Origin of the sequence: Nostoc sp. LPT (genome assembly GCF_017115165.1) — a bacterium.
GTDB lineage: Bacteria > Cyanobacteriota > Cyanobacteriia > Cyanobacteriales > Nostocaceae > Nostoc.
In genome coordinates this window covers 1-15,213 of the sequence record NZ_JABXKF010000079.1, presented here as the reverse complement: position 1 = coordinate 15,213, position 15,213 = coordinate 1, and the positions used below count along the sequence as shown (strand labels likewise).

Below are 15,213 nucleotides of genomic sequence, written 5' to 3'. Positions count from 1 at the left end.
AAATTTCTTTAGAATAACCTCTCTAGTTTATGAGAACAAGTGCCAGCACTAACTCTATCCTATGGTTGAATAACTTGTGTGAACCTATGATGAGAAACAACTTAGACAACTGCTCAAAAAATTCAATTTTTCCAAAAAAACTAAGTTGAGCTAGTTGTCAAGGTATAAGAACTTATTTTTTAATCAATCAGGTTGGGACTACACCAGTTGAGCGTAATGCCATGTTCATGAGAATTTTTTGTGAATTAGCTTCTGGAGAATCATCATAAGGACGCCGTTGAATGTAAGTACCATCAGCTTGTAATTCCCAAGCTTGGCGATTATCTGCGAGCATAATTCCCATAATTTCTTGCAAATCTTTAGCAATATCTGGGTCTTTTACTGGGGTAATTACTTCGACTCGGCGATCCAGGTTGCGGCGCATCCAGTCAGCACTGCCGATATAAATTTCCTCCTGTGTATTGTTATGAAAATAATAAATCCGAGAGTGTTCTAAAAAGCGACCAACAATGCTGATGATGCGAATGTTTTCACTAATGTCTTTGATTCCTGGGCGTAAACAACAAACGCCCCTGACAATTAAGTCGATTTGCACACCGGCGCGGGAAGCTTCGTATAAAGTGGCAATAATTTCTGGATCGACTAGGGCATTCATTTTGGCAACAATCCGTCCAGAAAATCCATTTTGAACATTTTCAATTTCGCGGCGAATTAGTGCCAAAAAGCGATCGCGCATATTCACAGGCGCAACCAGCAACTCTCGATAAGATTTTTGTAGAGAATATCCTGTTAAGAAATTAAATAAATCTGTGATGTCAGCACCCAATTCTTCACGGCAACTAAACAATCCCAAATCTGTATACAATCGTGCTGTTTTAGAGTTATAGTTACCAGTCCCAATATGCACGTAGCGACGTATCCGGTCTTTTTCGCGCCGTACTACCATGACGGTTTTACTATGGGTTTTTAGCCCGACTAAACCATAGACGACATGAACTCCAACTCTTTCTAGTCGTTTTGCCCAGTAAATATTATTCTCCTCATCAAATCGCGCCTTTAATTCCACCAGCACAGATACCTGCTTGCCATTTTCAGCAGCGGCAATTAAGGCGTTGACGATGGGCGAGTCACCAGAAGTCCGGTAAAGGGTCATCTTGATGGCTAACACATTCGGATCGTAGGTGGCATGGGTGATAAAGCGCACTACTGTAGCCGAAAAGGATTGATAGGGATGGTGTACTAGTAAATCCTTTTCTCGAATTACAGCAAAAAAGTCTTTTCCTTCGTCCGTCTCCAGCGCATCTGGATCTAAACTCGGTTCTCTTAGCCTTTGCAGGCGTAGCGGTACAACAGATTGACGTGGTGGATCTTTGAGTTCCGGCAATGGTAAGGACATAAAGTACATTAAATCCCGCAGTCCCAAAAGACCATCTACCTCGTAAACATCACTTTCTGTTAATTCCAAATCATGTAATAATCGCGATCGCACTATTTCAGGAGTCTGAGATTGAATTTCTAGCCTGACTGTATCCCCACCCAGGCGCCGTTTTCGCAATTCCTGTTCGATCGCTAACAACAAATCATCTGCTTCATCTTCTTCTAAGACCAAATCGGCATCACGGGTAATGCGGAACGGATGATATTCTTGAATGTTCATCCCTGGAAATAGAGATTCCAAGTTATGAGCGATCGCCTGTTCTAAAGGAACTCCAGTCCAGTGGGCAGGTTTTTCGCTGTTCTGATCTCCCAACTCAGGCGGTATCGGTAAAAATCGTGGTAGAACACTAGGGACTTTGATTCTGGCAAAGAATTCTTCTTCAGTATCTGGGTTCTTGACCACAACAGCCAGATTCAGACTGAGATTAGAAATAAAAGGAAAGGGATGACTAGGATCAACAGCCAGAGGAGTCAAAACTGGAAAAACTTGTTCCTCAAAATAGCTGTTGAGATGAGTCCGCTGCTTTTGATTTAAATCTATGTAATTCAGAATATGAATGCCATGATTTACTAGTAGAGGACGAAGTACTTCCTCAAAATGTTGATGCTGTTTCTTGACATGGGGAGTGAGGGTAGACCTAATATCGTCTAGTTGTTGTTGTGGTGTGCGACCATCGGGAGTTAACAGGCTAACTTTTGCCTCTACTTGTTGCTTTAAGCCAGCAACGCGCACCATGAAAAACTCATCTAAATTAGAGTTAAATATTCCCAAAAACTTAAGACGTTCCAGAAGTGGGGTGCGATCGTCACAGGCTTCATGTAAAACCCTAGCATTAAATTCTAACCAGCTTAACTCCCGGTTAAGATAATATTGTGGATCGCTGAGATTGATGGGGGTAGCACTTTTCTTAGATTTCGCCATAATGACCTAAAGGCAGGCAGATGTAGCCCATTCAACTGGGGGACAATAAATATAGTAATTTAAATGGTGCTTGAGCAGAACGCTGAAGCAATTTTTGGCTATATTGATTCTCTATCTCGCTACTAATAATGAACAGACATCATATTTAAATCAAAAATCTATTTGTATTTAAATAACTTTAGTCAAAGACTCAAAAATTAACTTGTGTAGGCACGAAAGCCAACATTTCTAAGAAATTTTTGGGTGCTTTGTGCGATCGCCTTGGGTATTTTCCAGATAATCACCCTACCCACTCAACCTATAACTAGATTTTATAGCCGTTTTCAATTTTGTGGAATATGGTATTGGCGTATAGTTATGTGCCCTTTCAAAATATTGTATCCATACAATAACTGCGATCGGTCTGGGATTCAAATCGTTGCCCACAGCATATTAACCATAAAGATGCACTTAAGATTTAGCAAAGATATGACATAGCCATATTTGACAAGTTTTAACGAATTATTAAGCAGTGTTTATAAAGGATCGGGGTGTTGCAAGCAGTCTAAAGCCTTACCTCCAGTCTTTTCTGAATTTAGTTTTCCAAAACCTGAAATTTAGTAATCATCGCCACAACTATCATACAGACACTGATTAGGCATACGCCTTGCTGTAACTCAACTTTTATAGGGTTTTTGAAGCTTTTATTTCAGATGCACACTAACACTTCTATTTATTAGTTTTTTTAATTTCTGACCTCTGTAAATTAAAATTTCAGTATTATTACTGAAATTTTTTTGGAAAAGAATGGTTATATTGAAAACGTAAAGAAAAACAACACGGAGAGTTTGTTAACCATGAAAATTTCTGCGATCATTAAAGGAAGCATCTGCTTGTTAGGTTTGGTTGGCGTTGGTAATATCCTGGCTGCACCAGCAAATGCAGGTCAAGCAACAGCCCGTGGTGCTGTAACTATTGTTAGAGCTTCAGGCGCTTCTGTTAGTGTTAGTGGTGAATTAGCCTTGCCTCAAAATGGTTACTACGACCAGGCTCTAACCATTACACCTACCTATGGCGGCACATCAGCTGCAGACAATGAAACCATAACTGATTTAAAAGTAGATCCAAGCACACCTAACGTTACTTTACTCTCTGCTAGCAGCAATCCTTTTGTTAATTCAGCAGCATTAGCTTTAGACGCAGCTGTAACAGCTAACGACATTGGCGCACAAGCAGCGATCATTCGGGCTGGTGCTGGTGCTAATGGTTTAGGCGGTTTGGAGTAGATTGAATTTTTGCTTCGTAAGTACTTACAAAATTTTTAGCAACTGACACAACAGTTGAATAAATCAATAGTTCATAGGGAGGAGAAATAGCAATGCTATATCTGTTCCCTATATTTATATTTGTATATATAGTATGACGCTTCTTTGTGGCTCAGATTCCCGACTTCTCTAAGAAGTCGGGAATCTTGTTATATAGGTTTTTGGGTTAAGAAAAATAAATGTAGGTTGGGTTGAACGGAGTGAAACCCAACAATAGCAAGGTTTTCGGTGGTTGGGTTGAGGAACGAAACCCAACCTACGCTAGATTGATAAAAGTCTGGAAAAATAAGGGTTTTGGATTTTTATCTAGCGAGAGTGATTAAAGAGGGTTAATCAATAACATTTCCTTCTGAGACCTGGAAACGAGATTTTAAAGCAAATGGAATGAAAGCGTTAATGATTTACTATGCGACTCCTCATCATCTTTTTACATAGCTTTAGTGATATCAATATAAACCCTGAAACTCTGACTGAATATTGAATAGAGAGCTTGCGTAAAAATACGAAGTCTCAAAATGTCCATTTTTCACAAAACGCTGCCAACAAAGGTTTTATATTTTTATACACTGAAAGAATAAAAGCCAGATAACAAAAGGTTCTGTCTCGACTTCTGCTGGCCGATGCATATTCTGCATTTCTAAGCAAAATCTGGAAACGAGCCTAAGGCGAGAAACATAAGGAGTTTATAAAATATGAATAGCTTATCCAATAAATTATCTATAATTCTTCGGGGAAGTATTTGCTTGTTAGGTTTAGTGAGTGTAGGAAATTTTTTAGCAGCGCCAGTAAATGCACAACAAGCCACTGCTGTTGGTGCTGTTACTCTTATTAGACCTTCTGGTAGTTTTCTCACTGTCACTGGCGAGGTATTTTTACCTTCTGGCTCTTACTATGACGGAGGTTTAACAATTGCACCAACCTATGGAGGAATAGCAGGTGGAAATGACGAAACCATAACTGGTCTAACTATAACCCCAGGAGTAGTTAAAACTACTATACTCTCTAACCCAAACACATTTATTGATACAGCAGCAAATTTATTAAATAATAGTACTTCTGTTGAAGATGCAACAACTATAATTCGAGCGGGCGCTGGTAATAATGGCTTAGGTGCTTTAGATTAGATTTATAAATTGAAAACCTTAGAACCTCAACTTCTCAAAGAAGTTGGGGTTCTTCGACATTGTTATAACAACTAAATTATCTTGCTTACCGACATACCGCCAGGAAATAAACTTCCTGGCTAATAGTTAAAGTCCACTGAAGTGGACTAAAATTTTATCTTTGACAGAAGATGGGCATCTAGATTGATTAAAATCTTGTATTTAGTACTCTTGATAGAACTTTAGCTATTAGCTTCGGAATTGATTCCGAGGCAGGATGACAACGAAGTGGAAGATTTAAAAGATGTTGGGAATGACAAGAACTTTATTCTGTGGATATTTAGTGCGCTACATTAATGCCATCAAAATCGATAACCACCTTGAAGCTTTAAATCAAATCCGTTCTCGCCTGTACCAATTTTAGTTTCTATAAACACACCATTATCTGGAAAATTGTGCCTGAGAATGACTCCATAGTTGTAGCCAGAAACTCGGCTGCTCAAACCCAGATTATTAACACTATAATTTTTTAGATAAACACCAGCAGAAATATTTTTACTAACTCTGTGTAATCCTTGAAACTCAAAGAAAAATTCTTTCCCCATCTCTAGGTTGGTCTTCAAATTCAAACCATGACTAGTACTAAATTCTCCATTGAAAAGACCTAAAAATTCCCCATTGCTATTATTCTCAATAAAAGCAATACCAGGAGCTAAGGAAAAACCAAAATTTCTTTCTTGATGCTGATATAAATAACTTAAGTAAGTAGAAAAAGGATTATTTTTATTAGAGGCACTATTCCAGTCAAGTCTCAAGTAGGGTATGTGAGTATTAACGGCTACTGGTTTTTTGGCTGAATTTAACCGTATATCAGTTTTAATATAGTTGAGAAGTATATTAGTATAGATACCTAAAGTTGGTTCTTCTATTCCTAAATTATTATTGGAAACACCTGGTGCCGAGTTAGCATCTACATTAAACCACGTTCCTAAATTGGCACTATAGTTAAAATTTCCAGAAGAACCCGCTGCTAATAATTCAACTGTCGGTAAAGATAGATAACCGTTAAAGTTATTAAAACTAACACCTATTTTGTCAACTCTAGTAAGTTCCATGTAATCGAATGCTAAATCAGCTGCTCGCACCTGGAGCGGTACTATCGTAGCATCTGCTGAATTAAATTTTTGTACAAATTGTTGTCCTTGGGGGTTTGTCAAAATTACTTCTACAGCAGAGGATTCGTTAATAGGTTTAATAGAAGTATCATTTAAAGGAATTGGGTTCCCAATAAAGGTCAAAGGTCCAAACTTTTCATTAGAAAGTCTGAGATCGGAAAAAAATGTATCACCTTCATCTAAAATAGAAATATTTCTTTCAAGAAACTGAACTGCTCGTTTGTGGTTTCCCGTTCTTATTTGCAAGATGCTGGAGTTATTAGGAGTAACTTGACTGGGAAATGTATAAGTTCCAGATACCTGCTCTAGTCCACTGGCTGCATTGGCATAGGATAAAGTACGATTCAACCTGTTATTGATTTGTCTTCTTTGGTTAGCCGTAGCAGGTGTATTTAAAGGAGTAAAACCTTCTCCATTCTTAAGTTTTTGTCTAGCTTCTTCTAAACCTTGTTGAATATTATCGATTTTAATAGCTTCAAAAACTCCACCTAATAGCAAACCTAATGTAGAGTTGACTGATTGAATAGTATCAATACTAGTATTGCTGAATTTAGCTGTTAGAGATAATCCTGGAGCAGAAAAAATATTAGAAAAAGTAGCTTTAATTGCCACTGGGTCATATTGAATTAAACTGCGATTATGAGAATGGCTAACATAAATTCTGTGCCAATCAGAAGTTTCTTGAGTTTGAGATAATGTCTCAAATACAGGATCTCTTCTTCCTAAAGATAGCCACTGTAAAGAGTTAAGATAATGAAAGTCTTTTTCGGGTTGAGAAAGAAAAGGATTGACTGCTACATTTAACAAATCAAAATTATCAAATTTTCCAAGTTGAGCAACTTTAATACCTGGAAAGGAAGAGACAGGAGCAGTAAAACTAAAACCTTCTCCCGTCAAAATGTCTCCCCAGAAGATACCAGCAGCTTCTAGAGCATTCTTAGGAATAATTTCACCCACCTTGAGTTGAACATTTCCATCATCTAGCAAAGGTTGTATATTGGTCGTTGGAAAGCCTTGTAAAATTTTAGGAGCATTCGTAGCATCTAAAGCTTGAAATAAAGCTTGTCCACCGTCAACGCTCAAAGTAGAGCCACTACCAATAATTGGAATAGGATTTTTTAAAACAGTGACATTAGGATTGTTTACGTCAATCCCACTATTAATAATAACTCTGCCAGCCGATATACCTTCAGGATTTATCAATTGTCCTGCTATTGAAATTACAGAAAAATTATCAGTATCAACTTCTCCAGCTAAACTTTGAAAATCTGTAGGTATGGCGAACAGAGTTTGCAATCCCCAAAATGCCTGTTGTGAGGTAACATTTTGGGTAATATAAGTATTAGTTTGTCTTCCTTGAGAGAGGATGCCGACTTGGGAGCCTTTAGTTTCAACTACTATTCTATTGCGATCGAGAACCCAGTAAAACTGGTCAGCCTTAGGAAATTTGGCATAAGTAAACTTATCAATAATCTGATTGTCTTCAGAAAATCTTACTCTTATATCCGTATCTATATAATTTTCATTTTCATTTGGCTTAAATAATTCTGTGGAAAAAGTAAGGTTATCTGTAGGGTTAACAATCCAAGGATACTTATTGGCACTAAATGTTAGGGCATCAAGAATTATTGTCTTTTGGATTGCTTGTGGTTGCTTTTTTGTTCGACGTAGTTTTTCTATTAGTATTTGTTGCTGGGGTGTGTATAGTTTTGATGGATTTGATGGTTGAATTGTATTTGGTTGAGGCTTTTCTTCATCTTCTTCAGGTAGCTTGGGAGGTTTGTCTTTGTATTCTTCAATTGGGATAACGTCAGCAATGGTGAATTTTCGTAACTGTTTTGGTTTCTCTAAGTTAGAGTTAGACTTTCTTAAAGTCTGTTTTAACAGTTCTTTGCTTTGGAAATTGTTTATTTGGTGGTCGGAATTGATTAATGATCTGTGATGATTAGTGATTAAAACAATATTGTTTGGACTGCTTATGCCTAGAGCGATCGCAGATAATTTAATAAATATAATCTTATATATAATTGTTGAAGACAATAAACAGATCCCAAGAAGTTTTACATCTTTTTTGAATCTCATTAGGGAGATATTGATAATTTTTCGATTTAAATTTTTCAATGTTTTCAGAATAAAAATTTGGGTAATTCAAACTATCTATAATTGACTAATGCCGAAAATTAACCATCATTTAATACTTAATTTTTGAATTTATTATTGATTTATTTGATTCGATGGATTCAACAGTGTTTCAGTAAATATAGATAATCAAAAAAGTTTGATTTCTTATCCTGTCTGCAAATAAAATAGGATTAAGCAGATTTACTGCAACAAGAGTGTAATTCTTGAGCAAAAATTCAACCTCAGCAAAATCACCACAACTCAAAAATTGGGCTATTATTTGCCCGTATAAATACTTGATTTAAGTTGATTTAATAAAAAAATGGAGTAAAAAATATACTTCAGGCGACTCGCTGCCTTCTGTCAATTTGATACACTTCCGTGACTGCCGTATTACTACTGCTGTTTGCTAGTGAAGTTTATTTATACATCCGCAGTACACTGATTGAGCGAATTGAGGATACCCTGAACCATGTAGTGGAAATAGTAAAGCGATGTCTGACAACTAGCCACTATGAATCTATGGTGATATTTCAGCTAATTAATGCTATGGAGATAAATTTCGCATTAATGTAGAAGCCAGTTTTCTTAAGAGTATCGACACAGTAGAAGACGATCGCATTGACCTAGAATGGTTTAGTGCGACTGGTAAATTACTCTGTCAACTCACTAAATCTCCTATGTCTAATAACTAAATCTAATCATGCACAGTAAATAATATCAGTCCTAAACTTGTCTACACTAGGATTAGTGCGATGTCTACGACGGGCTACGCCTACGCAATAAATTTGTGGCGTAGACAGGCAGTGGCTGATAAGAGTTTGTTTAAAAAGTTGTAAAGTATACTCAAAACCCCTCTTCAAACCTCTCCCTGAAACGCCTACGGTGTACACACAAGTCAGTTTTACCCCCCTTAATCCCCCCTTATAAAGGGGGGAAACAGGAATCTAGTTCCCTCCCCAATGCATCGGGGAGGGTTAGGGTGGGGTAAAACTGACGCGAAAAACCAGGTGAGTAAACTATTTGAGACTTGTGTATACACCGTAGCCCTGAAACGGAGAGAGGCTTTGAAACGACCATTCTCTTGGAGGGAAAGGGGGCTGGGAGAGTAAGGTTTCTAAGGCTTAGATGTTACGAAAAATACTTTTCAAACATCCTTTAAGAATCGCTTTTAAGAGACTTTCCCGAACAGCCAAAGGTGAGGAAAGGATTAACAATTATTAAAAAAGGTTAAGCTCCTTTTAAGATAATCACGCTGACGATTGGATATCACATTTAGATTTATTAAAAAAAGTTAATGAAACCTAGACATATTGATACAGAAGTAAGGAGGTTAGAAGCCCTCCGCCAGTATCAAATTCTTGACACAGAACCCGAAGAAGCATACAACAATCTTGCTCAGTTAGCGGCTTTTATTTGTGGCACTCCCATATCCTTGGTAAATTTTATTGATGAAAACCGTCAATGGTTTAAAGCAAAAATAGGTTTAGATATATCAGAAATGCCCCGGAGTGTTGGATTATCTTATCTTTGCCAAGAGCAGCGTAATGTTGTGGTGGTTCCTGATACCCTAGCAGATGAGAAGTTGGCAAGTAATCCGGTAGTAACTGGCTATCCATATATACGGTTTTATGCAGGTGTACCCTTAATTACTCCAAAGGGAGATATGTTGGGAACTCTGTGTGCAATTGACCAAGTTCCACGACAACTAAGCCAAAAACAAGTGGAGGCGTTTGTGGGTTTAAGTCGCCTGGTAATCGACCAACTCGAACTCAGGCGTCATGTAAGTGAGGTATCTAAAGTTACTGATAAACTAGTGGCACACGAGCAAGCAGCCCGCGCCCAATCTGAAGCCGCCAAAACCCGCATCACCAATCTTGTCGAAAGTATCACTGATGGTTTTTTTGCCTTGGATCAAAAGTGGCAATTTACCTATATTAATGGTCAAGCAGAACGGCTGTTGCAAAAAACTCACAATCAGCTTTTGGGTAAAAACATCTGGGAGGTGTTTCCAGAAATTATCGGCACAACATTTGATTGTGAATATCGCAGGGCAATCTTAGAACAGGTTAGTGTCGAATTTGAGGAGTTCTATCTGCCACAGCAGCAGTGGCTTAAAGTCCATGTCTATCCGGCAAAAGACGGCTTGTCTGTTTATTTGCAAAACGTTACTGAACGACGGAAAACAGCAGAAGCACTACGAGAAAGTGAAGAACGTTGGCAATTAGCATTACATGGTAATAATGATGGTATTTGGGATTGGAACCTCAAGACTAATGAAGTGTTCTTCTCAACTCGATGGAAGGAAATGCTCGGCTATAAAGACCACGAAGTTTCCAACCGTTGGGATGAATGGACAAAACGAATCCATCCCGATGAGCGAGATTGGGTACTTCAGACTTTCCAAGACCACTTTGCCAAGAAAACACCGTTTTACGTCTGTGAATATCGAGTCCAGTGCCAAGACGGCAGCTATAAATGGATTCTAGATCGAGGACAGGCACTTTGGGACGCATTAGGTGATATAGTGCGGATGGTTGGTTCTTATACTGATATCACAGATCGCAAGCGGGCAGATGAAGAATTAAAGCGGCAAAATTTGCGATCGCAACTATTTGCCGAAATCACCCTGAAAATTCGAGAATCTTTACAAATAGATGAAATTCTTCAAACCACTGTCATAGAGGTACAAAAATTACTGCAAGCTGATCGGGTGTTAATTTTTCGACTGGAACCTGACGGTTCGGGAACAGTGGTACAAGAGGCAGTGCTGCCTGGTTGGCCGGTAATTTTAGGAGAAAATCTTTTGGACTCCTGCTTTAAAGAAGAATATATAGAAAGATATCGCCACGGAAGAGTAAGTGCCCTTGAAGACATTGAAGCTGCTCATATCCAACCATGCCATCGAGAATTTCTTCAGCAGTTTGCTGTCAGGGCTAATCTGGTAGTGCCGATTCTTGTCAGGGACGATATTTGGGGCTTATTACTAGCTCATCAGTGTGGCGCACCTCGACAGTGGAATCAGTTTGAGATGGATTTGTTACAGCAATTAGCGAACCAAATTGGGATTGCTTTATCTCAGGCACAACTATTAGAAAAAGAAACCCAGCAAAGTCAAGAACTTACTCGTTCTAATGCGGAATTAGAACAGTTTGCCTACGTAGCTTCCCATGATTTACAAGAGCCGTTGCGGATGGTAACTAGTTATTTACAACTGCTGGAGCGGAGATACAAAAACAAACTGGATGCCAATGCAGATCAGTTTATTGCCTACGCAGTAGATGGGGCCAGCCGGATGCAGACCCTAATCAACGATTTGTTAAACTATTCCCGCGTCAGCACCCGTGGACAGCCTTTTGTGCCAGTTGATTGTAGTATTGTCTTAGAACAGGTGCTTATTAATCTTCAAGTTGCGATCGCAGATAGTAGAGCAGTTGTCACTTATGATACTCTACCTCAATTGATAGCTGATGCCACCCAATTGATACAAGTATTTCAAAACCTGATCGCCAACGCGATCAAATTTTGCCAGAATCAGCAGCCACGAATTCACATTGGAGTAGAGAAAAGAGATGCAAATCCAGATGGGGAAGATTTGAATTCTATCCCGTTGGCAGATGAATGGCTGTTCTGGGTGCGTGATAATGCAATTGGTTTGGAATCCCAATATACTGAACGTATTTTTATAATTTTTCAGCGCTTACACGGTAGAGACAAGTATCCAGGTACTGGAATTGGTCTAGCAATTTGTAAGAAAATTATCGAACGCCACGGCGGCCGGATCTGGGTTGAGTCGAAACCAAGTCAAGGCTCGATTTTCTACTTCACAATTCCAGATAGAACTCTTAAGCAATCGTGAACACCATAACAGCGATTATGCCTATTCAGGTTTTGTTAGTAGAAGATAATCCTGGCGATGCCCAACTAACACGTATCGCCCTGGAAGATAGCAAAATTTCGATTCACTTAAACGTGGTCGAAGATGGTGTAGAAGCAATGGCATTCTTGCGAAAACAGGGAAAATATGCTAGATTACCTCATCCAGATATTGTACTACTCGATTTTAACCTTCCGAAAAAAGATGGACGAGAGGTATTAGCAGAAATAAAAGGAGATGAAAACCTCAAACGGATTCCTGTAGTAGTTTTGACTACTTCCCAGGCTGAAGAAGATATTCTCAAAGCCTATAACCTTTTTGCCAACTGTTATATAACTAAGCCAGTAGATTTCGATCAATTCGTTAAAATTGTCCAATCAATAGAAAATTTTTGGTTTGCGATCGTAAAACTGCCACCGGAGTAGTGGAAATGGCAGGTGAAAATATTATTAAAGTCTTGTTAGTAGAAGATAACCTTGGTGATGTCTTATTGTTACAAGAGTTATTCAAGGAAGTTACCACAGTTGTAGTTGAGTTGATGCCCGTTGAACAGCTTTATGAAGCAGTCAACTACCTAACAAACGAAATTTTTGATGTTATTTTATTAGACCTCTCGCTGCCAGATAGCCAGGGACTGCAAACCTTTGTCATCGCTCACAATCAGGCACAAGCAACTCCAATTATTGTGCTGACGGGTATAGACGATGAAACCCTGGCAATTAGGGCAATGCAGGAAGGAGCGCAGGATTATTTAGTGAAGGGGCAAGTAACTGGTGACTTGCTAGTGCGTTCTATGCGTTACGCCATCGAACGTCAACGGGCAGACAACGCACTGCGGCAGAGTGAGGAGCGATTTCGGGTTGCTCTTAAAAACTCTCCAATCTTTGTCTACAACCAGGATAGAGATTTACGGTACACCTGGGTTTATAATCCCCCATCTGGATTGACAGTTGAGGAAATATTGGGCAAACAAGATTTAAATATCATCCCAGTTGAAGATGCTCAACATCTGATCGCAATTAAACGTGGAGTGCTGACTACAGGCATAGGAACGCGAGAGGAAGTATCAATTACTATCAAAGAGACAACGCGATATTACGATTTAACTGTCGAGCCACTACGGAATGAAACCCAAGAAATTGTCGGGGTGACATGCGCCAGTATAGATATTAGCGAACGACAAGCTGCGTTACGCGATCGCAAATTGGCAGAAGAAAAAATTCGCGAACAAGCAGCATTACTAAATGTCACTACAGATGCCATTTGCGTCCGAGATTTAAACAATCAAATTATCTTCTGGAACAAAGGTGCAGAAACACTTTATGGCTGGCAAGCTACAGAGGCTTGGGGCAAAAATGCTAGCGAGCTTTTGTATGATGAACCTTCACCGGAAATTGAAGCGGCTCTATTGCAAGTTATTAGTAAAGGTAAGTGGCAGGGCGAATTAACAAAACTTACTAAAATGAACAAAGAAATCCTTGTTGCTAGTCGCTGGAGTCTGGTTTGCGATGAACGAGGGAAACCCAAATCAATTCTCACCGTTGACACAGATATTACCGAGAAAAAGCACCTAGAAGCCCAATTGTTTCGTGCCCAACGCCTGGAAAGTATTGGTACTTTAGCTAGTGGTATTGCTCACGACCTCAACAACATCCTGACACCGATTTTGGCAGGAGCGCAACTGCTACCCCTGAAATTTCCCAATGCAGATGAGCGAACTCGCCATCTACTAGAAATTTTAGAAATCAACGCTAGACGCGGTGCTGATTTGGTCAAACAGGTGCTGTCCTTTGCGCGGGGTGTAGAAGGGAAGCACATCACTTTGCAACTCAGACATATAATTGTGGAAATTGCCAAGATACTTAAAGAGACATTTCCCAAATCGATAGAAATCAGTACCGATGTACCCCAGAATTTGTGGATGGTTTCTGGAGATAGTACTCAACTGCATCAAGTGCTGATGAACTTCTGCGTTAACGCCCGCGATGCTATGTCCAATAGCGGTACTTTGAGTATCTCTGCCGAAAATATATTAATTGACGCAAATTATGCCCGCATGAACCTAGAAGCCAAAGAGGGGCCTTACATAGTGATTACTGTCTCCGATACTGGAGTTGGGATTCCTAAAGAAATGCTAGATAGAATTTTCGAGCCATTCTTTACTACAAAAGATGTTGGACAAGGCACTGGTTTAGGACTTTCCACAGTATTGGGGATCGTTAAAAGTCACGGAGGTTTTGTGAACGTGTATAGTGAACCGGAAAGTGGCACTAGCTTTAAGGTTTACTTGCCAGCAGTGGGAGGAATAGAAACACTCAGCCCCGAAAATTTGCCACCACAGACAGGACATGGAGAATTAATTTTGGTTGTGGATGATGAAGCCGCCATTCAAGAGATTACGATAACATCATTAGAAGCTCACAACTACAAAATCTTAGTTGCCAGTGATGGCATTGAGGCGATCGCGCTATATGCTCAAAATAGAGACAAAATTAGTGCCGTCCTCATGGATATTATGCTGCCTTCACTGGATGGTTTAACTGCTATGCGTACCTTGCAAAAAATCAACCCCCAAGTCAAAATTATTGCCAGCAGTGGACTTATGTCTGACAATAAGCTCAGTGCAGTAGCAGCTATTGGTGTCAATACATTTTTGTCGAAGCCCTATACTGTCAACGAATTATTGCTTTCTTTACAGAAAGTACTATCGGGAGTCAAGTAATTACGTAAGTATACTGTTAGCTGTGAGTACAAAAAGCTGCTTTATTGATATGGGTGCAAATTCCTTGGATTTGATATGATTGAGCATTCGTTAACACACTCATTTTACCGATACTCACAGCTTGGCTAAATCAATATGCCTCGGTTTCTTAGGTTAATCATCAATATAGTAGTCTTAGGTGCATTGTTACTCATATCCCAGCAAGTTTGGGCGCAAGATTGGCGTCCGGTTCGCGGTGGCATCCCTTTCGGTATCAGTGGTATAGCTTTGATAGAGCAACAAACCAATAGGCTCGATTTTCTGATTGTCCATGACAACAAACAAAAAAACCAAGGTCGTTTAGCAATTATTACCATTAAGGGTAAAAGGCAGCCTGAATATTTCCCCTTGAATTGGCCAAATAATACAGAATTGCCCATCGACTTAGAAGCTTTAACATCTATTCCAGAGAAAACAAAATCCTCTTTTATCGCTTTAAGCAGTTCTGGGAAAGCTTATCATATCATGTCCGGATAATCGCTTACGATAAAAGTAGTGAGTGCAAAGATGAGT

The 15,213-nt window shown here is 39.2% G+C and carries 7 protein-coding genes and 2 pseudogenes; 7 read left to right on the top strand and 2 right to left on the bottom strand.

Features of this window, described 5'->3' with window-relative positions:
* Nucleotides 1-187: 187 nt before the first annotated feature.
* Complete coding sequence (gene ppk1, locus HWQ58_RS17040; RefSeq protein ID WP_292864819.1) at nt 188-2,359, bottom strand: polyphosphate kinase 1; 2,172 nt, start codon at nt 2,357-2,359, stop codon at nt 188-190.
* Nucleotides 2,360-3,195: 836 nt separating this feature from the next.
* Here ppk1 and HWQ58_RS17035 point away from each other — a divergent pair.
* Both HWQ58_RS17035 and HWQ58_RS17030 read left to right on the top strand, forming a co-directional pair.
* Nucleotides 3,196-3,624 carry a hypothetical protein gene (locus tag HWQ58_RS17035; RefSeq protein WP_292864816.1) on the top strand — a complete coding sequence of 143 codons (429 nt, stop codon included), beginning with the start codon at nt 3,196-3,198 and terminating at the stop codon, nt 3,622-3,624.
* 731 nt (nt 3,625-4,355) lie between these two features.
* A complete protein-coding gene (locus tag HWQ58_RS17030) occupies nt 4,356-4,787 on the top strand; it encodes a hypothetical protein (RefSeq protein WP_292864813.1) in 432 nt (143 codons plus the stop codon).
* A gap of 341 nt (nt 4,788-5,128) precedes the next feature.
* Here HWQ58_RS17030 and HWQ58_RS17025 read toward each other — a convergent pair whose 3' ends face one another.
* Nucleotides 5,129-8,062, bottom strand: a complete 2,934-nt coding sequence (locus tag HWQ58_RS17025) for a hypothetical protein (protein WP_292864810.1) — start codon at nt 8,060-8,062, stop codon at nt 5,129-5,131.
* Nucleotides 8,063-8,443: 381 nt separating this feature from the next.
* Between HWQ58_RS17025 and HWQ58_RS17020 the strand changes: the two are divergent.
* From HWQ58_RS17020 to HWQ58_RS17000, 5 genes and pseudogenes are all read left to right on the top strand, one after another.
* Nucleotides 8,444-8,721 (top strand): annotated as a pseudogene (locus tag HWQ58_RS17020) (sensor histidine kinase); the annotation flags it as partial.
* Between the two features lie 638 nt (nt 8,722-9,359).
* Nucleotides 9,360-11,921: a GAF domain-containing protein gene (locus HWQ58_RS17015; protein ID WP_292864807.1), complete on the top strand. Its 2,562-nt coding sequence runs from the start codon at nt 9,360-9,362 to the stop codon at nt 11,919-11,921.
* Complete coding sequence (locus HWQ58_RS17010; RefSeq protein ID WP_292785992.1) at nt 11,918-12,364, top strand: response regulator; 447 nt, start codon at nt 11,918-11,920, stop codon at nt 12,362-12,364. Before HWQ58_RS17015 ends, HWQ58_RS17010 begins: the two co-directional genes overlap by 4 nt.
* Nucleotides 12,365-12,369: 5 nt before the next feature.
* Nucleotides 12,370-14,661, top strand: coding sequence for a response regulator (locus HWQ58_RS17005; RefSeq protein WP_292864879.1), 2,292 nt, complete (start codon nt 12,370-12,372; stop codon nt 14,659-14,661).
* Between the two features lie 135 nt (nt 14,662-14,796).
* Nucleotides 14,797-15,162: pseudogene (locus tag HWQ58_RS17000) on the top strand (hypothetical protein); the annotation flags it as partial.
* Nucleotides 15,163-15,213: the final 51 nt, after the last annotated feature.

What these genes read in the sequence shown, in the direction of transcription:
- HWQ58_RS17030 (WP_292864813.1), top strand. Translation starts at nt 4,356, where the DNA reads ATGAATAGCTTATCCAATAAATTATCTATAATTCTTCGGGGAAGTATT.
- HWQ58_RS17035 (WP_292864816.1), top strand. Translation starts at nt 3,196, where the DNA reads ATGAAAATTTCTGCGATCATTAAAGGAAGCATCTGCTTGTTAGGTTTG.
- HWQ58_RS17005 (WP_292864879.1), top strand. Translation starts at nt 12,370, where the DNA reads ATGGCAGGTGAAAATATTATTAAAGTCTTGTTAGTAGAAGATAACCTT.
- HWQ58_RS17015 (WP_292864807.1), top strand. Translation starts at nt 9,360, where the DNA reads ATGAAACCTAGACATATTGATACAGAAGTAAGGAGGTTAGAAGCCCTC.
- ppk1 (WP_292864819.1), bottom strand. Translation starts at nt 2,359, where the DNA reads ATGGCGAAATCTAAGAAAAGTGCTACCCCCATCAATCTCAGCGATCCA.